Origin of the sequence: Planctomicrobium aquicomposti, assembly GCF_051466325.1 — a bacterium.
Lineage (GTDB): Bacteria > Planctomycetota > Planctomycetia > Planctomycetales > Planctomycetaceae > Planctomicrobium.
The window spans coordinates 4,443,302-4,467,495 of the sequence record NZ_CP195792.1 but is presented as its reverse complement, the minus strand read 5'-3'; the positions used below and the strand labels follow the sequence as shown (position 1 = coordinate 4,467,495).

18 protein-coding genes are annotated in these 24,194 nt (G+C 59.2%); 9 read left to right on the top strand and 9 right to left on the bottom strand.

Annotated features, from left to right (window positions below; all coding sequences use genetic code 11):
• Positions 1 to 440: 440 nt before the first annotated feature.
• The 3 genes from SH664x_RS17195 to SH664x_RS17185 all read left to right on the top strand — a co-directional run bounded on the left by SH664x_RS17195 (position 441) and on the right by SH664x_RS17185 (position 5,155).
• Positions 441 to 890, top strand: a complete 450-nt coding sequence (locus SH664x_RS17195) for a Fur family transcriptional regulator (RefSeq protein WP_437202981.1) — start codon at positions 441 to 443, stop codon at positions 888 to 890.
• A gap of 413 nt (positions 891 to 1,303) precedes the next feature.
• Complete coding sequence (locus SH664x_RS17190; RefSeq protein WP_437202979.1) at positions 1,304 to 3,610, top strand: DUF1588 domain-containing protein; 2,307 nt, start codon at positions 1,304 to 1,306, stop codon at positions 3,608 to 3,610.
• A gap of 171 nt (positions 3,611 to 3,781) precedes the next feature.
• Positions 3,782 to 5,155, top strand: coding sequence for a DUF1552 domain-containing protein (locus tag SH664x_RS17185; RefSeq protein ID WP_437202977.1), 1,374 nt, complete (start codon positions 3,782 to 3,784; stop codon positions 5,153 to 5,155).
• Positions 5,156 to 5,272: 117 nt separating this feature from the next.
• On the opposite strand, the gene SH664x_RS17180 is transcribed toward SH664x_RS17185, so the two are convergent.
• Positions 5,273 to 7,078, bottom strand: coding sequence for an ATP-binding cassette domain-containing protein (locus SH664x_RS17180; protein ID WP_437202975.1), 1,806 nt, complete (start codon positions 7,076 to 7,078; stop codon positions 5,273 to 5,275).
• Positions 7,079 to 7,408: 330 nt separating this feature from the next.
• Here SH664x_RS17180 and SH664x_RS17175 point away from each other — a divergent pair, with 330 nt between their 5' ends.
• Entirely contained in the window at positions 7,409 to 7,735 is a 327-nt protein-coding gene (locus tag SH664x_RS17175) for a YbjQ family protein (RefSeq protein WP_437202973.1), read from the top strand.
• A 231-nt stretch (positions 7,736 to 7,966) separates the two neighbouring features.
• Here the strand turns inward: SH664x_RS17175 and SH664x_RS17170 are convergent, their stop codons facing one another.
• Positions 7,967 to 9,328 carry a cytochrome B6 gene (locus tag SH664x_RS17170; RefSeq protein WP_437202971.1) on the bottom strand — a complete coding sequence of 454 codons (1,362 nt, stop codon included), beginning with the start codon at positions 9,326 to 9,328 and terminating at the stop codon, positions 7,967 to 7,969.
• Between the two features lie 180 nt (positions 9,329 to 9,508).
• On the opposite strand from SH664x_RS17170, the gene rpiA reads away from it, so the two are divergent.
• Positions 9,509 to 10,198: a ribose-5-phosphate isomerase RpiA gene (rpiA, locus tag SH664x_RS17165; RefSeq protein WP_437202970.1), complete on the top strand. Its 690-nt coding sequence runs from the start codon at positions 9,509 to 9,511 to the stop codon at positions 10,196 to 10,198.
• Positions 10,199 to 10,268: 70 nt separating this feature from the next.
• Here the strand turns inward: rpiA and glpK are convergent, their stop codons facing one another.
• The 3 genes from glpK to SH664x_RS17150 form a co-directional block, all read right to left on the bottom strand.
• The gene (gene glpK / locus SH664x_RS17160; RefSeq protein WP_437202969.1) at positions 10,269 to 11,750 is read right to left on the bottom strand and encodes a glycerol kinase GlpK; all 1,482 of its coding nucleotides are present in this window, start codon (positions 11,748 to 11,750) and stop codon (positions 10,269 to 10,271) included.
• Between the two features lie 128 nt (positions 11,751 to 11,878).
• Positions 11,879 to 12,250, bottom strand: a complete 372-nt coding sequence (locus tag SH664x_RS17155; RefSeq protein ID WP_437202967.1) for a VanZ family protein — start codon at positions 12,248 to 12,250, stop codon at positions 11,879 to 11,881.
• 622 nt (positions 12,251 to 12,872) lie between these two features.
• A complete protein-coding gene (locus tag SH664x_RS17150) occupies positions 12,873 to 13,076 on the bottom strand; it encodes a carbon storage regulator (RefSeq protein WP_437202966.1) in 204 nt (67 codons plus the stop codon).
• Between the two features lie 534 nt (positions 13,077 to 13,610).
• Between SH664x_RS17150 and dnaK the strand changes: the two genes are divergently transcribed.
• From dnaK to hisA, 4 genes are all read left to right on the top strand, one after another.
• Positions 13,611 to 15,500, top strand: a complete 1,890-nt coding sequence (gene dnaK / locus SH664x_RS17145) for a molecular chaperone DnaK (RefSeq protein WP_437202964.1) — start codon at positions 13,611 to 13,613, stop codon at positions 15,498 to 15,500.
• A gap of 328 nt (positions 15,501 to 15,828) precedes the next feature.
• Positions 15,829 to 17,178 (top strand): Gfo/Idh/MocA family protein, encoded by a 1,350-nt coding sequence (locus tag SH664x_RS17140; RefSeq protein WP_437202963.1) that lies wholly within the window; start codon positions 15,829 to 15,831, stop codon positions 17,176 to 17,178.
• A 78-nt stretch (positions 17,179 to 17,256) separates the two neighbouring features.
• Positions 17,257 to 18,216, top strand: a complete 960-nt coding sequence (locus tag SH664x_RS17135; protein ID WP_437202962.1) for a nucleoside hydrolase — start codon at positions 17,257 to 17,259, stop codon at positions 18,214 to 18,216.
• Between the two features lie 190 nt (positions 18,217 to 18,406).
• Positions 18,407 to 19,144: a 1-(5-phosphoribosyl)-5-[(5-phosphoribosylamino)methylideneamino]imidazole-4-carboxamide isomerase gene (hisA, locus tag SH664x_RS17130; protein WP_437202960.1), complete on the top strand. Its 738-nt coding sequence runs from the start codon at positions 18,407 to 18,409 to the stop codon at positions 19,142 to 19,144.
• Positions 19,145 to 19,208: 64 nt separating this feature from the next.
• Here hisA and SH664x_RS17125 read toward each other — a convergent pair whose 3' ends face one another.
• From SH664x_RS17125 to SH664x_RS17110, 4 genes are all read right to left on the bottom strand, one after another.
• Complete coding sequence (locus tag SH664x_RS17125; RefSeq protein ID WP_437202959.1) at positions 19,209 to 20,066, bottom strand: NADP-dependent methylenetetrahydromethanopterin/methylenetetrahydrofolate dehydrogenase; 858 nt, start codon at positions 20,064 to 20,066, stop codon at positions 19,209 to 19,211.
• A 175-nt stretch (positions 20,067 to 20,241) separates the two neighbouring features.
• Positions 20,242 to 21,300: a linear amide C-N hydrolase gene (locus tag SH664x_RS17120; protein WP_437202957.1), complete on the bottom strand. Its 1,059-nt coding sequence runs from the start codon at positions 21,298 to 21,300 to the stop codon at positions 20,242 to 20,244.
• Between the two features lie 228 nt (positions 21,301 to 21,528).
• The gene (locus SH664x_RS17115) at positions 21,529 to 23,235 is read right to left on the bottom strand and encodes an RDD family protein (RefSeq protein WP_437202955.1); all 1,707 of its coding nucleotides are present in this window, start codon (positions 23,233 to 23,235) and stop codon (positions 21,529 to 21,531) included.
• 226 nt (positions 23,236 to 23,461) lie between these two features.
• Positions 23,462 to 23,848: a thioredoxin family protein gene (locus SH664x_RS17110; protein WP_437202953.1), complete on the bottom strand. Its 387-nt coding sequence runs from the start codon at positions 23,846 to 23,848 to the stop codon at positions 23,462 to 23,464.
• Positions 23,849 to 24,194 lie beyond the last annotated feature (346 nt).

Below are 24,194 nucleotides of genomic sequence, written 5' to 3'. Positions count from 1 at the left end.
GCCAGCAGCATACTTGCATTCGATCTGCATCGATACGGCATTCGTCTACAGGGGAATGATCGTTTGTGATGTGCGGGAGACGAGCGATATCACCGTATCCGGAATGTTTTCATCTCGTGGGCTCGAGTGCTGTTTTCAGTCAGCCAGCGCTGGCGTTGAAAGGGGAGTGCCAATCCCTGCATTGTATTCCAATTGGAGTTGATTGTACGCAGCCCCGAGACGCATTTCTTATCAGTATCGATGCCGAACCCTGACTGGCGGGTGGGCCGTGCCATCGTTTACTCGATGTCACGGGGGGGGATGGTCATCCAGTCCTGACGGTGCTGGAGCAGCGAGGCGGCTCGATTTGCAGTCGGATTGCATTTGTCTCGCTGACGCAGTCGCATTAGAATCGAGACAGGATTGTGGTTGTTGAGTGCGGATTCTCTGGAGTGAGTTGCATGGCTGCGCGTCGTTCTTCGCCTGAACAAGTGGATCGGGCCCGCGAGATTCTGCGGGCTGCAGGCTTGAGGAGCACTCCGGCCCGGATTTCGGTGCTGCTTGAACTGGAGGCGGCGACTTCTCCGCTGACGCATGCGGATTTGACCGAACGGCTGGTCCCGGCGGGGTTCGACAAGACGACGATCTTCCGGAACCTGAACGATCTGACCGACGTGAATCTGGTTCGGCGGACGGAACTGGGGGATCACGTCTGGCGTTTCGAGTTGCGGGGAACCGACTCGCATACTGATGACCACCCGCACTTTGTCTGTGTCGATTGTGGAGGGGTCACGTGTCTGTCTGATGTGGAGTTGACGACCGCTTCGCGAAAACGCTCCAGTGAGATCGGACAGATCACGGAGATTCTTTTAAAGGGGCATTGCGTGACGTGTGCCGGGGCAGCGGGGTAGGGTGGGGTGGTCGGCGTCTGGGCCGGAGCGGGTCGGAAGATTGGGGGGCTGAGGTCGGGGGGAGCCCTGATCGCTGTGAATGTCTCCGGGACACATATTCCGGTCAGGCCTCCCTCCCTCCGCTGTGGCGACGGGATTGAGCCCGTCACGCGAGCGCGAGTCCTTCGCGGTTTCAATGCGAATCATGCTGCACACTCTCTTGCACAGCTTCCAACTTTCGCCGCCCGAACGCATTTCCTAAACTGAATGTGAGCAGTTTGCTACTTTCAATCCTCGCTGAGCCTGCGTGTCATCTGGTGAAATGCTGACATCCGCGTGGCGAGGACGGGGCAAGCAAACGACAACATGCTCTGAGACCTGCCGAGTGGCTCCCTGCCTGCTTCCGTTCCTGCCTCGACGTTCGGATGTGAACCATGCTCTGGTCCAGAACGCTGCTGAAGTCTGGAGTTCTGTTCTTCCTTCTCGCGGGTGCTCCGCGCGTGGAGGCGGGACTCGGACCGGAACCGGAGAATTACTTTCCGGATCGCATTCGTCCCCTGCTCGTGAAGTATTGTGGCGATTGCCATCATCCGGATGATCTCTCGAATCATGTGCAGTTTCTCACTCCCGAGTTTGCACAGGGGATCGGCGGGAAGCGGACACTCTGGAACAGTGTCGCCGCGCAGCTGTTCAATCGAACCATGCCCCCCGCATCGGAAGTACAGCCTTCTGAACAGGAACGCATGGAGATCGCACACTGGATCAATAACACTTTGCGGGCCACCGCCTGCGATCAGGGGGATTATGCCGGCGCTGTCGTCGCGCGACGGCTGAACCTGAGGGAATATGAGCGGACCATCCGCGACCTGATCGGACTCCGCTTCGATTTCAGTGAGACCTTTCCGGCCGATGGAGGCGGGGGCGAGGGATTCGATAACAACGGAGAGACGCTTTACCTCCCGCCGATGCTGATGGAGAAATATGTCGAGAGCGCCCAGCGGATTCTCGAGACGGCGATCGACACTCCGCCGATGCAGCGGGAGTTCCCCGCGTCGGAGTTCGTCAGTGAACTCGGGGAGCAGTCCGAAGCGGGTTTGCTCCTCCCCCCTGGAGCAGAAGCGGGAGTTCTGATCAGTCTGTATCGCAACGGAAAGTCGATTATTCAACTGCGGCTGACGAATCGGGAATCGCTTCCCTCGCAGCTCGAATTGCTGGTGGACGATTTGCCGGTCAACAGCCAACAGGTTGTCCCGGGAAAGCAGTCGATCTCCGCGGAACTGCAACTGACGCGTGGACTGCACACGCTGAAGTTCCGTAATCAGCAGACGGGGCAGCCAATTGTCATCCAGCAGCTGACGTTGCGTGAGGCGGAAAGAAACTTCACGCCGCAACAGCAATTGGCCCATCAGCGGATCATGGGAGCCGCACCGGGATCAGGACTGGAGACGCGCGACGAGGCGCAGCGGATTATCGCCGCCTTCGCTGAGCGGGGCTTTCGACGTCCTGTGGCGGAGGAAGTCTGGCAACCGTACCTGAAGCTGTATGACAGAGCGACAGAGCGGGGTGACCCATATCCCGAGCGGATCAAGCTGGCGCTGAAGGGGATTCTGGTCTCTCCCCGATTTCTGATGCGGATCGAGGAGCCTCCCGCGAGACCCGGCATTCATCCGTTGGATGACTATGAACTCGCCTCGCGACTCTCGTACTTCCTGTGGGGGACAATGCCCGATGAAGAGCTGCTGCAACTCGCCCGTGAGGGGAAGTTGCAACGGGAGGACGTGTTGATGCAGCAGGTGGACCGGCTGCTCGACAGTGATCATGCGCTGGCGTTTATGGAAGATTTCATGGGGCAGTGGCTGGGGACACGCGAAGTCGGTCGTCGAGTCATTCCAGAGCGTCCGGCCAATCGGGATATTATCAATCGGGCCATTGTGGACCTGAGAGATCAGCCGGTTTATCTCTGGAAGTTTCTCCTGGATCACAATCGCAGCATTCTGGAATTGATTGATGCCGATTACGTCATCGCGAATACCAATGTCGCGCGCTATTACCAGCTGCAGGATGTGGATGGGACTGAGTTTGTTCCGGTTCCCGATCCGGAACGTCTGCGCAGCGGCGTTTTGGGGATGGCGGCTGTGCATCTGGTGACATCGAATGCGACTCGCACCAGTCCGGTGTTGCGAGGGGCCTGGGTGCTGGAGACATTGTTAGGAACACCCGTGCCGTCACCACCTCCCGATATTCCTCCGCTCAAGCCGAAGAATAGAACCAGCAATGTGACTGTCCGCGATGAACTGCTCGCGCACCGCGATTCGCCCGCGTGTGCTGCCTGTCACAACATTATCGATCCGATCGGATTTGCGCTGGAGAATTATGATCTTGTCGGCCAATGGCGGGATTCCGCTGGCGGCCAGGCAATTGATTCCTCTGGTGTGATGCCGGATGGCGAAGCAGTCAATGGCCCTGCCGATTTAAAGCGTGTCCTTCTGAAGCGGCAGCCCCAGTATGTCCGGCATTTCACACAGAAGCTGCTGGGGTACGCCCTGGGGCGAAGTTTGCTGGATCAGGATGCCTGTACGATTGAAAGAATCGCCGATCGGCTGCAGGCGAACGACTATCGGGCCCGACAACTCGTCAAGGAAATCGTGCTCAGTGTTCCGTTTCGCAGCCAGCAACTCGTGCATGCGGACGGATCGCCTGTGCTGGAGCCAGCACCTGTGGACGGGGTGAACCGGCCTTAATATCTGCTGAAGGCTCGTGTTCCGTGCCGGAACGATCGTCACGCTCCTCCGTCAGACAGTGGAGAACCCGGGGCGTGTGAAGAATTGAGTGGAACTCAGTTATCAAAATCCGATAATGTATCATCGCCTGCCTGAGTGTGCCCCGTTTCTGCCCGCCTGAGGGAGCCACGCATGTTTCAGCCAATTTCACGCCGACATCTCCTCAAGGGACTGGGGGCCGCCCTGGCTCTCCCCTGGCTGGAGTCCATGGCCCCCGCTGTCAGTTCCACGGAACAACTGACGCGGCCGCCGTTGCGGACGGCATTTCTGTTCATGCCCAATGGTGTGGTTCCCGATCACTACACTCCCCCCGGAGAAAGTGAACAGTGGGAGCTGACACCCATGCTGCAGCCGCTCAAGAATGTCAAAGATGAGCTGGTCCTGCTGGAAAACCTGTGGCATGAAAAGACGACGGGCCGCAATGGCCACTGGGTCAAAGTGCCGGCCTTTCTGTCGGGAGGTTACGTGATCCGGACTTCCGGCCGGGATATTGACGTCGGCGGCATCTCGCTCGATCAGGTGCTGGCGCAGAAAATTGGCAGTCGCACGCCGCTCCCGTCATTCGAGCTCGGTGTCGAACCTGTTTATACCGGTGTCGATAACATCGGCGGTGGCTTCTCGCGGATCTACGGTTCTCACATCGCCTGGCGCGACCAGCATACTCCGGTTCCCAAAGAGATTGTGCCGCAACTGGCCTTTGACCGGCTGTTTCGCACGGCGAGTGCGGGCCCGGTTCTGTCGGGGTTCAATCCGCGGCGGCCGGAAGTGATTCATGCGCTGCAGCGGGATGACACCAGCGTACTCGATCTGGTCCGTGACGATGCCAAAGCGCTGGAGCGGAGAATCAGCAATCAGGATCGTGCCAAGCTCGACGAGTACCTGGAGTCGGTGCGGTCTGTCGAGCAGCGGATCGAGGCGACAATGGCCCCTCAGAAACGCTGGATCAACGAAGCCCATCTCGACATCTCACGTCCGGAGCCGGGCATCCCGGAAATGCGACCAGATCATGTGCAGCTGATGCTGGATCTCATGGTGCTCGCCTTCTGGACCGATACCACGCGCATCAGCACGTTCATGTTTGGGAATGCGCAGTCGGGAATGCGCTGCACCTTCCTCGATGGTGTGAAAGATGGCTTCCATGCCCTCTCGCATCATTTGGAAGACCCGGCAAAGCGCGATCCGTATGAGCGGATCGGGACGTGGCACATCGGTCAGTTTGCGTATCTGGTCGAGAAGATGCGTCAGCTCGATGAAGGAGGGACATCGCTGCTCGACAACTCAATGCTGATGTTCGGCTCGACCCTGAAGTGCGGCAGCACCCACAACAATCATGACCTGCCGCTGATCCTTGCGGGGCGGGCGCAGGGGGCCATTCGTCCCGGACGCCGACTGCGCTATGCGGTCGACACGCCGCTGTGCAATCTCTACGTCACGATGCTGAATATCATGGGCGTGGAAACAGATCAGTTCGGAGACAGCACCGGCGCGTTGCCCGGACTGAGCTGATGGCAGACGCTGCTCAGGCTCATCTTCTGTCAGGACGCGCTCCCTGAGGCGGCGACAGACGTTGAGCCTGTCAGCGATCAGGGTTTCGTGTCCGTGTCTCTGTTCGGAGTCAGTCGTTCAGTCCGACTCGCGGGCGGCCAGATCTTCCCAGCGGGCGTAGAGCTTCTGCAGATTGGCCGTGATCTCCTCCAGCCGTTGGTTGACCAGGGCAATCTCCCGGGGAGGCTGCTTGAAGAACGTCGGCGAGGCCATTTTCTCGTGAATCTGGCTGCTCTCGTTTTCCAGTTCTTCAATCCGCTCGGGGAGTTGCTCGAGTTCTTTGCGCTCCTTGAAGCTGAGTTTGTTCTTCGGCGCGGTCGGGGGAGCGGCGGTGGCCGGTTTGGCTGTCACCGCAGGTGTGGGAGACTCTGACTTCGCAGCCGCATCCCGCTGGCGGATGTAGTCGTCGTAGCCCCCATCATATTCCCTGACGGTTCCATCGCCCGACAGAACAATCGTGCTGGTCACGAGATTGTTCAGGAACGTTCGATCGTGACTGACGAGGAGCACGGTTCCCGCGTAGGAGCTGATCAACTCTTCGAGCAGCTCCAGCGTTTCCGCGTCGAGGTCGTTTGTCGGTTCATCGAGAACCATCACATTCGAGGGGCGTTTGAAAATTCTCGCCAGCAGCATTCGGTTCCGTTCTCCCCCCGACAGATACCGCGCGGGTCGACGGGCTCGCTCGGGAGAAAACAGAAAGTCCTGCAGGTAGCCGTAGATGTGCCGCGACTGCCCCTGAATCTGCAGCGTTTCCTGACCTTCGCCGACGTTCTCGACGACGGTCTTTTCTTCATCGATCTGCTCACGCAGCTGATCGAAGTAGATCACCTGCAGATTGGTTCCATGCCGGATACTGCCACTCGTCGGTTGATGAGTTCCCAGAATCAGTTTCAGCAGCGTGCTTTTGCCCGCTCCGTTGGGGCCGATAATCCCCACCTTGTCGCCCCGTGTGATGATGGTGGAGAAATTCTGCAGGATCAGTCGATCGCCATAGCTGAAACCGACTCCTTTCGCCTCCATTACCAGATGTCCGGAGCGGTCTGCTTCACCTGCCTGCATCCGGACATTCCCGATTTTGTTACGACGCTGGCTTCGTTCTTCGCGCATCGCCTTCAGAGCTCGGACACGCCCCTCGTTGCGGGTGCGTCGCGCCTTGATTCCCTGACGGATCCAGACTTCTTCTTCCGCGAGTCGTTTATCGAACAGCGCATTCTGCTTTTCTTCGGCATCGAGCTGTGCCTGCTTGCGCTTCAGAAAAGTTTCATAGTCGCAGGTCCAGTCGAACAGCTTGCCCCGATCAATCTCCAGAATGCGTGTGGCCAGCGATTGAAGAAACGTCCGGTCGTGCGTGATGAAGACGAGTGTCCCCTCGTACGACTGCAGAAATCCTTCCAGCCAGGTAATGGAATCGACATCGAGATGGTTGGTCGGCTCGTCGAGCAGCAGAATGTCGGGAGACTGTACCAGCGCTTGTGCCAGCAGAGCGCGGCGCTTCATCCCGGAAGAGAGCGTGTCGAAGGACTGTTCGCTTTGCAGTCCCATGCGCGCGAGCACCTGTTCCACCGCCTGTTCAGTCTTCCAGGCTTCGGCCGGATGCTCGTCGGCACCGAGTCCCTGCGCGACGAGTTGTGCCACGCTGAGCTGCGAACTGCTGTCGGGGACTTCCTGCACCAGCCGTGCGATCTTGATGTTCGCAGCCGGTTTGATCACACCGTCATCGGGCGCGAGTTCTCCCGCGAGCATCTTCATCAGGGTCGATTTGCCAGTCCCGTTCCGGCCGAGCAGGCCGATCCGCTCTCCCCGCTCGATCTCCAGACTGACCTCTTCCAGCAATGCGGGTCCGCTCCATGTAAAGGTGACCCCACGCAAACTCAGCAGCGACATCCGGTTCTCCGTCAATCGGGACGGCATGTCCCGGGCTGCCAGTCTACAGGGGACTGGCGGGGAAACAACCGGAGCCCCCTCGCAATGCCTGCTGCGCCCACGACTCCCTCCGGAGGGGCGGGGAGCCTCTTGATTGTTGGTCCCCCCGGACATGCCGCGTGGAGTTGTGCGACTCGTCAATCAGACAACCGCTGCACGGGGACACGCAGCAGCAACCCCGACCGGAATTCACGAGGGAGCGACTTGTGGGATGGGGATCGACTTTTTCACAATCAAGCCGTTCCTGATTGGTTTGCTCCCGGCTCATCATACCCTTGGAGAGGATCTGCGATGTTTGTGACGACCACGCTCGACATCGGGGGCTACCGGATTGAGGAATACAAGGGCGTCGTGAGGGGGATCACTGTTCGATCTCCTACGATCGCGCAGGGGATTATCGGGGGGCTGAAGAACATCATCGGTGGCCGGATTGGCGCCTACACCGAGATGTGCGAACAGGCCCGGGAACATGCCTATCAGCTGCTGATTGAACATGCTCAGGAGCTGGGGGCCAATGCCATCGTCGGCCTGCGCTACGATGCATCCGAAGTCGTCAGCAAGGGGTCAGCGACCGAAGTGTTGTGTTATGGAACCGCGGTGGTGGTGACTCCCCGTTAGAACGTTTCGAGCAGGTTGTCCTTTCCAGTGCCCGCGCAGCCAGCGTCTCGCCAGGTGAAATGGGGACTTCCGCGTGGCGAGAACGGGGGCATCAGCGTTCAAAATGCTCCAGGATCTGGATCAGCTCCATTCCATCAACGTCAACAGGGGCGACCGCGTTCCGGCGACCGCCCCTGTTTTCGTGGCAATCCACATCAGATCGACACGGGCCTGGTGAGCCGCGTCGGCAGATCAGAGCGCCTTCATGAAGGCGACAAGATCGGCTTTTTCCTGCGTGTTCAACTTCAGCTCGAGCACGAGGTTGAAGAACTCGACCGTGTCGTCGAGTGTCAGCAGACGATCATCATGCAGGTACGGCGGGCTGTCCTTGATGCCCCGCAACGGGAAGGTTTTGATCGGGCCATCGGCGGAGGCGAGACGACCGTTGATCATCTTCTCTTTGAAGAATCGTTCCACCTTCAGGTTATGCATCAGGTTGTCGGTGTAATATGGGGGAGTATGGCACGTGGCACACTGGGCCTTTCCGAAAAACAGCTCCTGTCCCCGCAGTTCGGCGGGGGTCGCCTTGGCGGGGTCGAGTTTCCCGAACACATTCAGCTTGGGGGCGGGGGGGAAGTCGAGCAGTTCCTGGAATTCTGCCATGAACTGCACCTGGCTCCCCCGTTCCAGCGGGTTGATCCCTTTCTTCGCGGCGGTGGTGATGTCGCCATCGAAGTAGGCGGCCCGCTGTTCAAATTCGGTGAAATCCTCCACTGTTTTCAGTGCCCGTTGAGACCCGAACAGACGCTGAATGTTGACTCCCCGCAACGTGGGGGTATCGATGCGGTGCCGGTGTTCGTTGGGACGAATGTCACCGACGGTGTGCGTGGCCGCGTTGGTGTGGCCGTTGGAATGGCAATCGAAGCAGGCGACCCCCAGCGAGGCGTGCAGGCTGCGGCGATCATCCGTGGCGTTGAACTGCTGCTGCGGGAAGGGAGTCAACAGCAGACGTAAGCCGTCGAGTTGTTTGGGGTTCAGGCAGTCTTTGAACAACTCGTAGTAGTTGTCGATCGTTACCAGCTGGCCTTTGGAGACGTCGCCCAGATCAGGCCGGGTGGTCAGATAGATCGGGGCGGGGAGTTCGGGAATGAAGTGCAGGGGGAGGTCGTGATCCAGGTCGAATCGGGTGAGGTCACGACGGTCCTGCTTAAGAATTCCCTCGATCTGCGGCTTCGGAAAGACCATGCCCCCCGCTTCATGGTGGGGATGGGGCAGGGGATAGAATCCGGCCGGCCACAAGTCTTTTTCTTTGATCTCGGCGGGGGACATGTTGCTGAGAGAGTCCCACGTCTGGCCAGCAGGCAACTTGACCCTCACCCCCGTCTGCACCGGTTTACCGCGAGACATCTTTGTGTCCCCCGGTCGGTCAGACAGGTCATAGCGTTCGTTCAGAAGTTTTTGTTGACGTTCCGCAAACTTCGGCTTTTCAGCTTCCAGCTGCTTCACCAGGGCCTGAAAGTCTTCCTGAGCGAAGACTCGAGTTCCCTGAGGAAGCAGCAGCAAGGCTGCTCCGAGGGTCGCCTGGAAGAGGCGCTGAGACAGACGGGTACTCATGAGCAAGTTCCTCAATAGCGGGTCTGGCGAGGACGGACAAAATCCCTTCCTGTGTTATAGTCTGGGATTGGAACTGCTCCATAAGAAAAAAAGTCGCTTTATTGCGGGTTTTCAACCTCCAGGGGAGTGGCGTCTGATCTCCGGCCGCCCGCCCCGACTTCCCGAGTGGTGAAATTGTTCATGCAAACGGTAGATCGGAATCAGGAACGGAAGAACGCTGCCGAGGCAGCGGTCGAACAGATCCGTGACGGAATGATTGTCGGCTTGGGAAGCGGTGCCACCGCAGGATTCGCGATTGAGGGGATTGGCCGTCGCGTGGCGGGAGGGCTGTCGATTCTTGGCATCCCCACCTCGGAAAAATCCCGTTTGCTGGCGATCGAGGCCGGTATCAAACTGACCGATCTCAATTCGTCGCCTGCGATCGATCTGACGATTGATGGGGCCGACCGGTTTGACGACCAGTTGAATCTCATCAAGGGAGGAGGAGGGGCACTGCTCCGGGAAAAAATCGTCGCGGCTGCCTCCGCCCGGGTGCTGATTATCGCGGACGCAGCCAAACGCTCGAATCCCCTCTCCGGCTTTCCGGTCCCGGTCGAAGTTGTTCCCTTCGGGACGGCTCCGCTCATGACTCGGTTCGAAAGAATGGATCTGCACCCCCGTCTTCGACGGACCTCAGCAGGTGATCCGTTTCTGTCTGACGAAGGGCACTATATTATTGACCTGCATTTGCCGGTCGTCGCTCAGCCTGAGGAATTGGCTGCGGAACTGGCGACGCTTCCCGGCGTTGTCGAGCACGGGCTGTTTCTCGGATTGGCAGATGAAGTGCTGATGGGGGATGGAGAGACCGTCACACGGTTCCAGGCGGAATAGAGCCTTCGGAGGTGGATTGGCGCCCGACATTTGGCGAGGAACGAGAACTCGTTGCGAATGCACGCGTGACTCACTCGGCAAAGCTGCGGGCAGCCTGCACGGCTCGGCCCCAACCCCGTGCGAGTTCCTCTCGCCGGGAGGCTGACATCTCCGGCTCGAATTCGCGATCGAGTGCCCAGTGGGCGGCGATCGCTGTCTGGCTGTCCCACAGGCCGACGGCCAGTCCCGCCAGATAGGCCGCTCCCAGAGCGGTGGTTTCCGCCACGCGCGGACGTTGTACGCGGACGTTGAGGAGATCGGCCTGAAACTGCAGCAGGGAGTCGTTTACCGAGGCCCCCCCATCGACTTTCAGCGTCGTGAGCGGAATGCCGGCGTCACTCTGCATGATGCGCAGCACGTCCATCGTCTGATACGCCATCGCGTCCACTGCCGCTCGGGCGAAATGGGCGGCGGTGGTCCCGCGTGTGAGTCCGACGAGCGTCCCCCGGACATTGGGATCCCAATAAGGGGTTCCCAGGCCGACGAACGCCGGGACGAAATAAATTCCACCGGCATCGGGAACGGAATTGGCCAGCGGTTCAATCTCTTCGGATGTCTCGATCAGCTTCAGGCCATCCCGCAGCCACTGGACTGCAGCCCCGGCAATGAAGACCGACCCCTCCAGGCAATAAGTGACTTCATTGCCGACTTTCCAGCCGACCGTGGTGAGCAGGCCATTCTCCGAGGAATGAGGCTTTGAGCCGGTGTTCATCAACATGAAGCAGCCGGTGCCGTAAGTGTTCTTTGCATTTCCGGGCTCGAAACAGGCCTGCCCGAACGTGGCTCCCTGTTGATCGCCGATGCAGCCACTGATCGGAATCGGGCGTCCGAAGAGTTCGGGAGACGTCTCTCCGTAGATTTCGCTGTTCGATCGGATTTCCGGCAGCATCTGGCGAGGAATGTTGAACAGCTTGAGGAGTTCCTCATCCCAGTCGAGAGTATGAATGTTGAACAGCATGGTCCGGCTGGCATTGCTGACGTCGGTGGCGTGAACCCGTCCTCCCGTCAGTCGCCAGATGAGGAATGTGTCGATGGTGCCGCACAAGACCTCTCCCCTCGCTGCCCGTTCACGCGCCCCGGAAAGGGTCTTGAGAAGGTGCTCGATCTTCGTGGCGGAGAAGTAGGCGTCGATCACCAGCCCGGTTTTCTGCCGGATCAGATTCTGATGTCCGTCGGCAATCAACTGCTCGCAGCGGGGGGCGGTCAGGCGGCTTTGCCAGACCATCGCATTCGCGAGCGGTTTGCCGGTCTGGCGATCCCAGAGAACGATCGTCTCACGCTGATTGGTAATTCCGATGGCGGCGACTTCCGAGGGGGCGATCTGGCCGAGCACTTTTTTGGCGGTGTTCAACTGCGAGGACCAGATCTCTTCCGGATCATGCTCCACATGCCCCGGCTGGGGAAATTGCTGGGGAAACTCCTGCTGTGACAGATGCAGTGGAAGGCCCTGCTCATCGAAGAGGATCGAACGGCTGGAGGTGGTTCCTTGATCGAGCGCGAGGATGGCGGGCATGGAACTTCAGGTCTCCGATTCCAGGAGCTTCAATGTCGACGTCAACGGACCGTCGGTTTCTGTCAGGCGACGGCGGCGTTCCCGCGCCAGTCCCCAGGAGGTTGCCAGACCGACACCAAGACTGTCAATCAGGACGTCCCAGATCGTCCCATCCGGTCGGGGATGAACGACTGGTGGTATTCATCGGTCATTGCATAGACCAGCGCACAGCCTGCTGCGATCAGAAGATTTCTCGCCCGGGCTCGGGGACGAAAATGGTGCAGAGTGAGCTGCAGGAGGAGTGTCAGGATGAGGAACTCGGTGACGTGCCAGCCTTTGACGACGCTGAACCAGACGATTCCCCAAAAGATCTGAAATCGTTCGGCTGCCCCCTCGCCCGCGACCGCTCCGACCAGTGCGAACAGTTGATCGGTGGTGATGACGGTGCACGAGGTGCCAAAAATCAGGCCTGCCCAACAGGCAAGCCAGAAGACTCGCCATTTCCCGGAATGGATGGTCACACTGCACCGCCGTTCTCTGCACGCTGTTTTTGACTGAAACGATGGCAGTGCATACGTCGGGAGAGTGGTCGCCGTTGGAGAGTGGTTTGCCAACCAGGAGGAGGTCCGCCCTGTTCGGGTCTAGCCAACCGAGCGATCCTTGCGCAGGCAGAGACAACTCTGGGGGCGGACCAATGTGAGCCGACAAAATTTCGCGTTCCCGCTGTCAATTCAACGATGCGATACGGTTGCAGACTATAAGCCTGAGTGCACTTGGTCCCTGTCCCGTGGCTGCGCAGCAAGCATTTCGTCTGGTGAAAATGCTGACCTCCGAGTCGTGAGGACGGGGCAATTTCACCACAAGATGCCCAAGGAAAACGCTCACCGTGTCGGGAGAGCGGTGCTTCCAGCCTGACTGCAGGAGCAGCAATGGATCCGACGACATCCCTGCCACACTCGCCAAGTGTGGCCCAGTCGACTTCCTGACCTCTCGATCAGCTTCGCTCCGACCATGCCCAACCTCATCGGAGCAGGCTGGACGGAAGATGCCCCCGGTCGCCTACCGACGCAGTGTGACCGATCGAGACGCTCCTCACCCCCACAACGCGGAATTCTTCCGCAGCACCGCAATGGCAGGAGCAGATTAACGGGCGGCGACGGGAACAGGTGCGGCGGACAGCTTTTTCTGGCCAGCCTTCGCCTCAGCGCATTCAGAGCGGTTGATCGCACATTCGCGCGGGGCTTCGATCGAGATTCGAACCCGGTTTCCGGAAATCCGGGAGACTGTCAACATGACATTGTCCCCCAGCATGATGGATTCGCCCACTTTGCGAGTTAAGACCAGCATTTCTTCCTCCGTGACTATTGCTGTATGCGAGTTTCTGGACAGCGTCGTCCACATTCTTAGACGGGAATCGCCGGCTCCAGGATCCAAAAATCTTTAGCGAATTCAGGGCCAGAACGAAAAAAAACGCTTTTTCATTCTAGGCACTCCAGAATATTGGCCAAAAATCTGGGGGCGAATGGAAAAAATGTTGCGAAATTACGTAATTTTGCAAGATAGGGAATCTAGCGGTGACGCAAAATGCATCAATCGTGCTGGTTGCGGGTCGACCAGTGCTTCATCAGGCCGTTCACGAGGATACTGCAAAACTGGCAGGGGCAAGGTTGGCGGGAGCCCTGAATAGGCGTGCCAAAGTGGCGGTGTTCACGTGCGGGCTAATGTCTGTAAGTCGTTTCTACGAAATTGGTAACGTTCAATTTTTGAGGCCGCTGAAAATGGCGCGCCATTTGCCCTAGGGGGAGCGACCCCCTCGTGGCTTTGCCATGCAATTCGCGGGTCTCAGTTTGCAGTCAGCCAGTTTCGGTTCAGGAGCTATCAATGGCCGTTTCAGAAAAAATCATCGGAATCGACTTGGGGACCACGAACTCCGTCGTTTCCGTTATGGAAGGGGGGGAAGTCAAAGTCATCCCCAATCAGGAAGGTGCACGGACCACCCCCAGTGTCGTGGCATTTAATGACAAGGGCGAGGTTCTCGTCGGCGAGCCCGCCAAGCGGCAGGCGATCACCAACCCGCAGAACACGATCTATTCGATCAAGCGGTTCATGGGGCGTCGCCACAATGAAGTGCAGTCGGAAGAGAAGATTGTCCCCTACAAAATCGTGGGGGGCACTAATGAGTATGTCAAAGTGGAAGTGAACGGCAAGCAGTACACGCCGCCGGAAATTTCCGCCAAGATCCTGCTGAAGTTGAAAGATGCTGCGGAAAGCTATCTCGGCCACCGGGTGAACAAGGCTGTGATTACCGTTCCGGCGTACTTTAACGACGCGCAGCGTCAGGCCACCAAGGATGCCGGTCAGATCGCCGGTCTCGAAGTCGCCCGAATTATCAACGAGCCGACCGCAGCCGCCCTGGCTTACGGTCTGGAAAAGAAGAAAGACGAGAAGATTACCGTGTTCGACCTTGGCGGAGGAACGTTCGACGTTTCCGTCCTTGAAGTCGAAGAAGGTTCGGTCGAGGTGCTTTCCACGAACGGCGACACCCACCTTGGGGGGGACGACTTCGATGAGAAGCTGATCAATTACGTTGCCGACGAATTCGAGAAAGAGCAGAAGATCGACCTGCGCAAGCAGCCCATGGCGCTTCAGCGGCTCCGCGAAGCCTGTGAAAAGGCGAAGAAAGAACTTTCTTCCCTGCAGAGTACGGAAATCAATCTTCCGTTCATCTACGAGGCGAAGCACCTGCAGCTCAATATCAGCCGTTCCCAGTTTGAACGACTGATTGATCCGCTGGTGGAACGCTGCCGGAAGCCTGTGGAACAGGCGCTGTCGGACGCCAAGCTGTCGCCGAAAGAAGTGGATGAAGTGGTCCTCGTCGGGGGCTCGACACGCGTTCCGTCCGTTCAGGAATTCGTCAAGAAGATCTTCCAGGGAAAAGAGCCTCACAAGGGGGTGAACCCGGACGAAGTCGTCTCGATTGGCGCGGCCATCCAGGGAGCCATCCTCGCGGGAGACGTGAAGGATGTGGTCCTGCTCGACGTGACTCCGCTCTCGTTGGGAATTGAAACCGAAGGGGGGGTGATGACTCCCCTCATCGAGCGGAACACCACGATTCCCGTGACCAAGTCGGAAACGTTCTCCACCGCTGCCGATGGACAGACCGCCGTGACGGTGCGTGTGTTCCAGGGTGAACGTCCGATGGCCGGCGATAACCGTCTGCTGGATCAGTTCAATCTGGAAGGAATTCCGCCGGCACCCCGGGGAGTCCCGCAGATCGAAGTCACCTTCGATATCGATGTCAACGGGATTCTCAACGTCTCGGCCAAGGACAAATCTTCCGGCAAGCAGCATAAGGTCATGATCCAGCAGTCCAGCGGACTGTCGGACGCCGACATCGAGAAGATGCGAAAGGATGCCGAGTCCCACGCTGCGGAAGACAAGCAGCGGAAGGAACTGGCCGAAACCAAGAACCGCGCTTCGAACGAGGTCTATCAGACCGAGAAACTCCTCAAGGAGCACGAAGCGAAACTCGATGCGTCGGCGAAGTCCGCCGTGGAAGCTGCGGTGCAGAAGGTGCGGGAAGCCGAGCAGGGGACCGATGTGGCCGCAATCAAGTCGGCCCTTGAAAACCTGCAGCACGCGACTCATGCCCTCAGCAAGCACATCTACGAAGCTGCCAACCAGGCGGGCGGCGGAGCAGATGCCGGTGCCACCGCGTCGAATTCGGGTGATGATGATGTGATCGATGCCGAATTCGAGAAGAAATCGTAACAATCGGATCGATCCTGATAACCTGTTGATGCGCAACACCCGGTTCCTGCCGGGTGTTGTTTTTTGAATGCCTCACCTGGCGACAAGGGGCGTGTGACCAGGCAAAACACCGGGGTTTCCGGGAGAGTGGAGCAGAATTCCCTGGGGTGGGGGCCGTGCATAGCTCCCTCGCTGATTCCCTCGATTTCCGATAAATCAGTGCACGAATGCAAATCGCCTTGGTAGAATGAGGTGCGGTTTGACCTCCCCGCAGCCGCTGTTTTTGTTCCTTCCCGCGTGAAGCAATCGCGCCTTCATCCCCCGCCCGGTGGGAGTTTTCGAAAAGCTCATGTCAGCTCCCCAATCTCACCAGACCGATTTGAATCGTCGGCAGTTTCTGGGCAATAGCGCCAGAAATGCAGCAGGGGCTGCTGCGGGAGTTCTGAGTCTGGGCGCTGCCGCATCCGGGACGATCGGTCCCAATGACAAGCTGCAGATTGGATTGATCGGAGCCGGTGAGCAGGGGCGCGAACTGGCGCAGCAACTGGCCGCGTTTCCGGATGTCGTCCTGCAGTCGATTTGCGATGTGGACGCCAAGGCGCTGGCGCTCTTGCAGCATGAACTGTATTTACAGACCGGCGAACGGCCGGTCGCACTGACCGCTCATGAGCAACTTCTCGATCGGGCGGGGATCGATGCGGTGGTCGTCGCGACGCCGGACCATTGGCATGCCCGCATGGCGATCGACGCCTGTCGCGCCGGCAAAGATCTTTACCTCGAACAACCAGTCGCTCATACCATTCGTGAAGGCGAAGCGATTCTGCAGGTCGCCCGTCAGACCGGCAGGATTGTTCAGACCGGGTTGCCGCAGCGGAGTGGTGCTCACTTTCAATCCGCGGTCGCCTTGCTCCAACAGGGCGAGCTCGGGCGCGTTCACCTGGCGAAGGCGTGGGCCACTCATCGTCGTCGACCGATCGGCCGGGCTTCACAGACAGCCCCTCCACTGGGAGTCGACTATCAGCGGTGGCTCGGCCCCGCTCCCGACCATCCCTTTCAGGCCAATCGGTTCCATCACAACTGGCCTTGGTTCTGGGACTACGGCTCCGGTGAACTCGGACTCTGGGGAGTCCAGTTGCTGGACGTTGTTCGCTGGGGCTTGAATCTCGACTTGCCGACCCGCGTGGCTGCCTATGGAGGCGTGCGCAGCTTTGGCGATGATCGGCAGACGCCGGACACACTGCAGGTCCACTTCGAGTTTCCCGACGTCGACGTGACGTGGGAGCACCGGCAGTGGAGCGGCCGCGGGATTGAGGGGCGTACGGCGGGAGTTGCGTTTTACGGGGAAGCGGGAACACTGATCGTCGACCGGAGTGGCTGGAAAGTCTACGACGGTCGCCCCGGCCTGTATGGCGATGCATCAGACATCCGCCAGTCTCATCTGCGCGACTGGATCAACTGTCTGAGAACCCGCCGGGCTCCGCAGGCGGATCTGTCGATCGGTGAGGCGAGTATGGCGATGTGTCATCTGGGGAACATCGCTTATCGACTCGGACGGCAGGTTGAGTTTGATCCCGCAACGAGATCATTTGGGGACGACGCCGCCGCGAACACCTGGCTGCGTTCAGAGACCCGTTCTCCGTGGCAATTGCCGGAGGGAATCGGGACGGCAGAGTTGGCGAAGATGCCTCGCGACGTCTGAGTGTTCTGGTCTGCTCGGGGAGCGAGCGATCGGAAGACGCATGTTGTCGGCCAATCGGGATGAACAAGCGGAGGGACGATGCCCGCACAGAAACTAATCATCGACGCTGATCCGGGCGTCGGCGACGCGCTGGCCATTGCTTTTGCTCTCTGCGATCCCGAGCTGGATGTCATCGCTGTCACCGCCTGCGGGGGCCGTTGCTCCGGAGAGCAGGCGTTCCGGAATCTGCAGACCGTCGTCTCGATGATCGATCCGCCACGCTGGCCACGACTGGGATGGAGTTCCGCTCCCGCTGCCGGCATGCCCGAGAGCCCGGAGCGATGTGGACTGTTGGCGCGTGATGGAGTCCACGGGCTGGCGGAATGCGAAATCATCGAAGCTCCGCCGCATCAGCCGACCGACTCCGCCAAGCTCATGTCCGATCTCGTTCGGGAGTGGCCCAATGAACTGGTCCTGCTGACGCTGGGACCGCTGACCAATGTGCAGCTCGCGCAGGAGCGGCATCCGGAGTTCCTTCAGGAACTGAAAGGATTGGTCTCTCTTGGAGGCTCTGTTTCTGTGGGGGGAAACGCGAGTGCCGCCGCGGAGTTCAACCTGTTTGCCGATCCGGAAGCGGCCCGCAGCGTGCTGACCTATCCGGCCACCAAAACCCTCGTCCCGCTCGATACCGGATGCAAACTGGGACTCTCCTTCGATCAGTTCGACGCGCTGAAGATCGATGAGTTTTCGCGGCTGGGGCAGTTTCTCAGCAAGACACTCCCCTACATGCTGCGTGAGAGCCGGATACAACTGGGGCAGGAAGGACTCGTGCTCCCCGAGCTGGTGGCATTGGCCGCGGTCTCCCGCTCGCGGCTGTTTGAGCGCACACCGATGCGGATCGACGTGGAAGTGGCCGGCGAGCTGACCCGGGGGATGAGCGTATTCGACCGTCGCAGCAGTGCGCAGCGACAACCGAATATCGACGTCCTGACCCGCGTGGACGCGGTCGGTGTGCGTGACTATATCACGCAGCTGATCCGGGCGGCCGATACGGAATAGCAGTGGTCCTGACGACGTCCCTCCGCTGGCGTCTTCCGTATCGAGGTTCGATTGTCGATCTGATTCCTGCCTCGATTTTCGCCGCACGATTTCGATTCGTGTGGCGAATCGGCTACAACAGGTCCCCGCTGCGGCGCCGACCAACTGCCGCCGAACATCCAGACTTTTGAATGAAACTGTAAAGCGACTGATGGAAATCCTGCCTGCAATTGATCTGAGAAACGGGAAATGTGTCCGGCTGCGGCAGGGTGACTACGCACAGGAGACCATTTTCGGGGATGACCCGGTGGCGATGGCGGTCCGCTGGGAACAGACGGGGGGGCATCGGCTGCATCTGGTCGATCTCGACGGCGCGAAAGCCGGGCACCCGGTCAATCTGGATGTCATCCGCCAGGTAGTACAGACTCTGCGGATTCCCTGTCAGCTGGGGGGCGGCATCCGCACGGAAGAGACCGTTCGACTCCTGCTGGAGGAAATTGGCCTGGATCGCGTGATTATCGGGACGCAGGCGCTTAAGCAGCCGGAATGGTTCCGGCAGATTGTTCAGCGTTTTCCCGGTCGGGTCTGTCTGGGGCTCGACGCCCGCAATTCCATGGTCGCCACGGAAGGCTGGCTGGAGGTGTCACAGACCTCGGCGCTGGAACTGGCTCGCCAGCATGTCGGTCTTCCGCTCGCGGCGGTGATCTATACGAACATCGCCAACGACGGGATGATGCAGGGGATCGATGACGGCACGCTGAACGACTTCCGTGAGCTGGCCCAAATGGGACTGAAAGTGATCGCCTCCGGGGGGGTGACCACCATGGAAGATATCCGCAAACTGCACGAAATTGCTCAGGCGGAGCCGAATCTCATCGGTGTCATTACCGGTCGGGCGATCTATGAAGGGACCGTCGACGTCGGTGACGCTGTGCGACTGGTTTCCTGATGCCCGATGGCCTCGTCGCATGATCTCGCAGTGAGCTCCACGATTGAGGGGAGCCCGCTGCGCGCTAACCAAGCTGTTCGGCGATGGCGTAAATTGCCGCCGTGTCGAGCAGCTGATCGTTGGCGGTGAACAGCTTTTCGATAGCTGCTTTGTGCACCTTCATTTTCAGTCCGCCGACGCCGATAGCACCATAGCAATGCTTGCCGTTCCGCTCGGTCCCCTGATCGGTGACGGCGATCCCTTCCAGTCCCGGCGGAGGGACGGCATTCAGGTCAATCACCACCTGCAGCGTGGCAATGCTGGCCCATTCATCCGTTCGCAGGAACTGCACTCCAGCTGCCCCGGAGGAGACGATCAGCTGGACGTCGTCGACTGCCGCTGCCAGCCCGTCGTCGGAAATGTCGCATGGGGTGATCTTGGCTCCTTCGACTTTGGCGCGTAACGAAGCTGCCACCTCTTCCGCCCGTTTGAGAGTCCGCGAGGCGACCCGCACGGCAGCTCCCTGCAACGCGAGGATCTGAGCCGTTCGTTGACCGACCGGACCGGTTCCGCCGAGTACCAGCGCCTCCGCCCCTTTCAGCGGGAGATGCCGGGAGGCACAGCGAACGGCGGCCGCAGCGGTCGTGTCCGAGCCGTTGGCATCGAGCAGTACGGAAACACGCATCGGTCCGAAGAAGGTCTGCTCAACCTTGGAGAGAACTTTCTCTGCCGCCTGAACATTGCTCCCGCCGATGAAGATCGCCGTCTCTTTGAGTGCCGCCGGGGCGCGGGTGAAGATGGCTCCGTGGACCAGTGGCTCCACGTTTTCCACCGTGATCCCCCCATAGCTCAGCAGTTCGTCAACGCCGGCATCGATGGCGACGACCCTGTCGAAGGAGGATGGCAGGGGGTCTGTATCCAGTTGAATCAGGATCCGTTTCATGCGGCGATTCTCGTGCGAGGCGTGGCCTGTCCGTGGTGATGAGTGATCACCATCACAGGAAGAAAAAAAGGGTGCCGCTCGTGTAAACGGCACCCTGAACGTATTGGAATGTCGTCCTGATTTCCATCATCAGGCGAGTCCGCATCTCACGGCAGTGATCGCCGTTGCGGTGTCGTTACTCTTTCCAGGGGAGGAACTCAAACATCTTGGCTTCATTGAAATGGCTGGAGGTGCTTCCCTGATAGGTTTTGCCCCCCTTGAGGGCGAGCTTCTTCACGGGAGCATTTTCACTGAAGTCCAGTTCGTCGAGCGGGACCCAGAACACGGTCGGGCTGGAGGCGGAGTCGAAGTAGACGACTTTGTTCTTCTGGTCGTGGATTGTCCGCCACATCGTGCTGGCGATGTTCGGCTCACCGGGAGTGGTGATCCCCAGTGGCACCGAGACGCTGCGGATCAGACTGGCGACCGAAGCGATTGCCCGATTGAGGTCGACATCTGTCGGCAGCACCGTGAGGTAGAAGGAAGCCCGCACAAAGCGGTCTGCCGCCCGGTTCGTTCCCGGCAGCATCGTGAAGCCGCCGATGTCATTCCAGTAGGTCGTGAGGGCCAGCTGTTCTTCGTAAGCGGGTGAGTTGGTCATCACCTGGTACTGGCGACCGTGATGGATGTGCAGTTTTCCGTCAATGTATTCAAAGATGGCGGAGTCGCCGCTCGGGTCAGAGATTGCGAGGTGACCCTGTGCCGGATCGCCGTTGGGGAGGATCGGGGCCGCGATGCGAAACGGCTCTTTTTCCAGAGCGGCGACCGCTTCATCGACTGTGGCAAAATTGTCGAGTGCGTATTGTGCCCAGGCGCCGATCGAGAGCAGCGGCTTGCTTCCATCCGGCTTTCCGTAATTGGATTCCACCAGATACAGGGTGTTGGCCACAAGCCCCTTTTCGTTCATGCCGTCGACCGAGGCGGCATCGTAGAAGGAGCAGATCACGCTGCCGTATTTGCTGGTCCACTCCAGAGAGTTCTTGCCCGCGGCTCCGTTCCGCTTCATGCCGCGCGGAAGCGAGTAGATCTCGGTGTGCGGGTCTTCGGCCCAGTCCATGGAGCGGGCGACCACCACCTGATTGTTATCGCCGAGGAAGACGAATCTCGTGCAGGCTTCCGATTCAATCGCGAGGAACGTCAGACTCACGAGGGCCGATAAAATCAGTGTTGGTCGGGTGACCCGGGGAAACAGCATAAAACTCTCCACGGTGAACTTGAGGCTGGCTGAGATGTAAAAAAAAATGCCGCTCACCCCTCGTCAACTGGTGGCGAAGGGCAAGCGGTTGTCGTCGTTGAAACTTACAACATGTCAGCCGGTGCGAAGCCGATTCCCTGTGCAAATTGAAACAGGTTGTGGGGCGCACTGCGGATTCTAGCAACCGTACGTGTTTCGACGGACGTGCCCGGGAATGGGGCAACGGGGCTACTTGTCCCCTTTCCAGACGACCCGGGTGCGGGTGGCGATATCGTGCAGGGCTTTCTTGTCGACGTTGAAGATCGCCGTCAGAAACGGAATTCCGAAAGGAATGTAAAACAGCATCCGCCAGAACCATTTGATGCTGGCCTGACGCATCGAAAGCGTTTTTCCCTTGTCGGTTTCGACCATCAGGCCGAAAGCATCTTTTCCCAGAGTCGACTTCAGCTGAGACGATTCCTGCACCACCCAGTACATCCAGCTCGTGGCGAAGCACCAGAGAATGATATAGACCGGCAACAGGGCCTTGTGGAACAGGAACACCGGAATCACCAGGGCAGTCAGGCCCCATTGGAGGGACAACGCCTTGGGATTGGCTGTCACCAGAAATCCCGCCAGCGGGCAGAACAGGGAATCGATCGTATGGGCCAGGTAACGGACCCAGAATGTCGCGACCGTTCCCGGCTTCATCTGGCCGACGATATCGAGAGTGCGGTGGTTGTAATATCCGAACAGCCCGTTGGCCCGCATCAGAAAGAGCGCGGGGAAGCCCGCCAGCAGGCTGACCGGAGCGAGCACCAGAAACGTCGCCGCGATGTTGAGTGGAGCTTTGAGCAGGGTGTAATAGGCACCCTTCGGCTCCCGTCCGAGATCGGCGATTTCCATGATCCACAGGGCGAGCTTGTCGGTCAGCTGGTTCAGGGGTTCGCTGAGCGGCGGATTCATGGTTCCCAGGTAATAGAACAGCGGGATCGCCACCGCCAGCAGGGGTAACATCACCACCAGCGAAACGAAGAGGAAATACAGCGTGGGCACGGCGTTCTTCACGAACAGCTTGAGCAGTTCCCAGAGAATCCAGGCCTTGTACGTGTACCGGTCGGTCATATGCACGAGCGCGATGGGGAGCAGGACCAGCGGGATCAGCACCCACGTCGTCAGTCCGATCCCGATCAGGGCGTTGCGGGGCAGCCGGTCGGAGAGCCAGTACAGAAGAAGGATCACCACCGGGGTGACCGGTCCCATGACAATCAGGGGCCAGAAGACGAGTCGCATCCCGGCGGAAACCGCCAGAAAGAAGTCAAAAAAGATTCTGTCCGAGCGAAAGGTTTCGCGCGACATCGTCGAGCTGATCACCTTGATCGTCAGAAACAGATACCAGCCGGGGATTCCCAGAAACGACAGGACCGTCAGGCAGACCCAGAAGGTTTTGGGGGGGAGCCGGTCGCAGTAGACGAGCCCCATGTAGGCACAGACGGCGTGAATCGCCGAGAAGATCATCCAGTAGGTGCCGGTGCGCAGGGCGAGTTTCTTCTCGTTCATGACGAACCGCCATCCGTCTCCCCAGACGTCGCTGAAAAACTTCCCTGGGTCCGGTCCGCGGATGGCCCGCTTCTTTTGCTCGCGGGCGTCCATCATGCCGGTGGAGACATTCATGCCGCAGCTGCGGCAGACGGGATCTTCCGGCTTCAGTTCGGCAGCGCAATAAGGACAGATCTTTTCGTCAGCCGCTTCCATCCGGGACAGATCGAGGCTGCCGAAGGGATCGTCCGCTTCCGCCGCAGCCTTCTTCGCCGAGGGCTTCGCTGTGGCGGCGCCAGCCGGTCCCGCAGGAACCTTCATTTTCGTGCCGCATTTGGGGCAGGCCACAACCTTGCCCAACGCTTTGTCAGGCAGATTGAGAACGTTTTCACAACCTTTGCAGCGAATCTTCGGCATGCACCACTCCGGCGAACTCGATCTTGAAAGCCAGGAGCGGGTGCATTCCCCGCACCCTTCCCCCCTCACTGGCTGATCGGAGCTGAATTCGGTCAATCTAACAGTTTCATAAGTGTTGTCACCAGTTCACGTCGGGCGAACGGCGGCGGGCTGATTCACCCCGGTTGGTCGTGCCAGGCGAGAAGTTCCACCCGCAGGATTCTTCGTGGCGGCAGCGCCAACGGAATTACGGGGTCTTTTGTTTCACCCAGTCCACCAGTTCCTGCGGACTGCTGAAGCCACCCGCATTGGCGACCGGCTGACCATGCTGAAAGAGGATCAGTCGCGGGATGGCGGAAACACCGTAATGCTGAGCGAGTTCCGGCTTTTCATCCACATTGATTCTCAGAACCCTCACGCGGCCGTTCAATTCATCGCCGGCCTGATCAAGGATGGCGTCCATCGACCGGCAGGGGGGACACCAGTCCGCTCCAAATTTCACCAGCACCGGCGTTTCCCGTTCGACCACGGCAGCCTGAAACCAGGGATCGTCTGGCGGTGTCACCGATTGCTGAAGTGCGTACGCGAAGCAGGCGACAACAGCAATCCCCACAATGAGATTCAGAATTTTCATCGGGTGCCTTTCCCCTGCGAAGCCTCTGCCGGTATCAGGCGACCGACGGACACTTGGCGCATTGACGTTTCTTTCATCGTAGGTCGAGACCGTGTCACGCAAGCTGCAAAAGTCGGAGAAATACCGGAACCGGCACTCCTCCGATGATGCCTGTTCTCGGAGTCATGTGGACTTTGCAGCCTGTCCTGTGCCGTTATGATCTAGAGCAGGTTGCACCTGCCAGTACCCGCGCAGCAAGCGTTTCGTTGGATGTAATGCGGACGTCCGCGTGGCGAGGCCGGGGTAATCACAAAGTCAAAGTGCTCGCGCGCCGCAATCTGAAATTGGTCCAGCAACAGGAAGTGGA

What these genes read in the sequence shown, in the direction of transcription:
- SH664x_RS17110 (WP_437202953.1), bottom strand. Translation starts at nt 23,848, where the DNA reads ATGAAAATTCTGAATCTCATTGTGGGGATTGCTGTTGTCGCCTGCTTC.
- SH664x_RS17120 (WP_437202957.1), bottom strand. Translation starts at nt 21,300, where the DNA reads ATGCTGTTTCCCCGGGTCACCCGACCAACACTGATTTTATCGGCCCTC.
- SH664x_RS17180 (WP_437202975.1), bottom strand. Translation starts at nt 7,078, where the DNA reads ATGTCGCTGCTGAGTTTGCGTGGGGTCACCTTTACATGGAGCGGACCC.
- SH664x_RS17185 (WP_437202977.1), top strand. Translation starts at nt 3,782, where the DNA reads ATGTTTCAGCCAATTTCACGCCGACATCTCCTCAAGGGACTGGGGGCC.
- dnaK (WP_437202964.1), top strand. Translation starts at nt 13,611, where the DNA reads ATGGCCGTTTCAGAAAAAATCATCGGAATCGACTTGGGGACCACGAAC.
- SH664x_RS17175 (WP_437202973.1), top strand. Translation starts at nt 7,409, where the DNA reads ATGTTTGTGACGACCACGCTCGACATCGGGGGCTACCGGATTGAGGAA.
- SH664x_RS17140 (WP_437202963.1), top strand. Translation starts at nt 15,829, where the DNA reads ATGTCAGCTCCCCAATCTCACCAGACCGATTTGAATCGTCGGCAGTTT.
- SH664x_RS17125 (WP_437202959.1), bottom strand. Translation starts at nt 20,066, where the DNA reads ATGAAACGGATCCTGATTCAACTGGATACAGACCCCCTGCCATCCTCC.
- SH664x_RS17190 (WP_437202979.1), top strand. Translation starts at nt 1,304, where the DNA reads ATGCTCTGGTCCAGAACGCTGCTGAAGTCTGGAGTTCTGTTCTTCCTT.
- SH664x_RS17115 (WP_437202955.1), bottom strand. Translation starts at nt 23,235, where the DNA reads ATGCCGAAGATTCGCTGCAAAGGTTGTGAAAACGTTCTCAATCTGCCT.
- SH664x_RS17150 (WP_437202966.1), bottom strand. Translation starts at nt 13,076, where the DNA reads ATGCTGGTCTTAACTCGCAAAGTGGGCGAATCCATCATGCTGGGGGAC.
- SH664x_RS17195 (WP_437202981.1), top strand. Translation starts at nt 441, where the DNA reads ATGGCTGCGCGTCGTTCTTCGCCTGAACAAGTGGATCGGGCCCGCGAG.
- SH664x_RS17135 (WP_437202962.1), top strand. Translation starts at nt 17,257, where the DNA reads ATGCCCGCACAGAAACTAATCATCGACGCTGATCCGGGCGTCGGCGAC.
- hisA (WP_437202960.1), top strand. Translation starts at nt 18,407, where the DNA reads ATGGAAATCCTGCCTGCAATTGATCTGAGAAACGGGAAATGTGTCCGG.
- SH664x_RS17170 (WP_437202971.1), bottom strand. Translation starts at nt 9,328, where the DNA reads ATGAGTACCCGTCTGTCTCAGCGCCTCTTCCAGGCGACCCTCGGAGCA.
- glpK (WP_437202969.1), bottom strand. Translation starts at nt 11,750, where the DNA reads ATGCCCGCCATCCTCGCGCTCGATCAAGGAACCACCTCCAGCCGTTCG.
- rpiA (WP_437202970.1), top strand. Translation starts at nt 9,509, where the DNA reads ATGCAAACGGTAGATCGGAATCAGGAACGGAAGAACGCTGCCGAGGCA.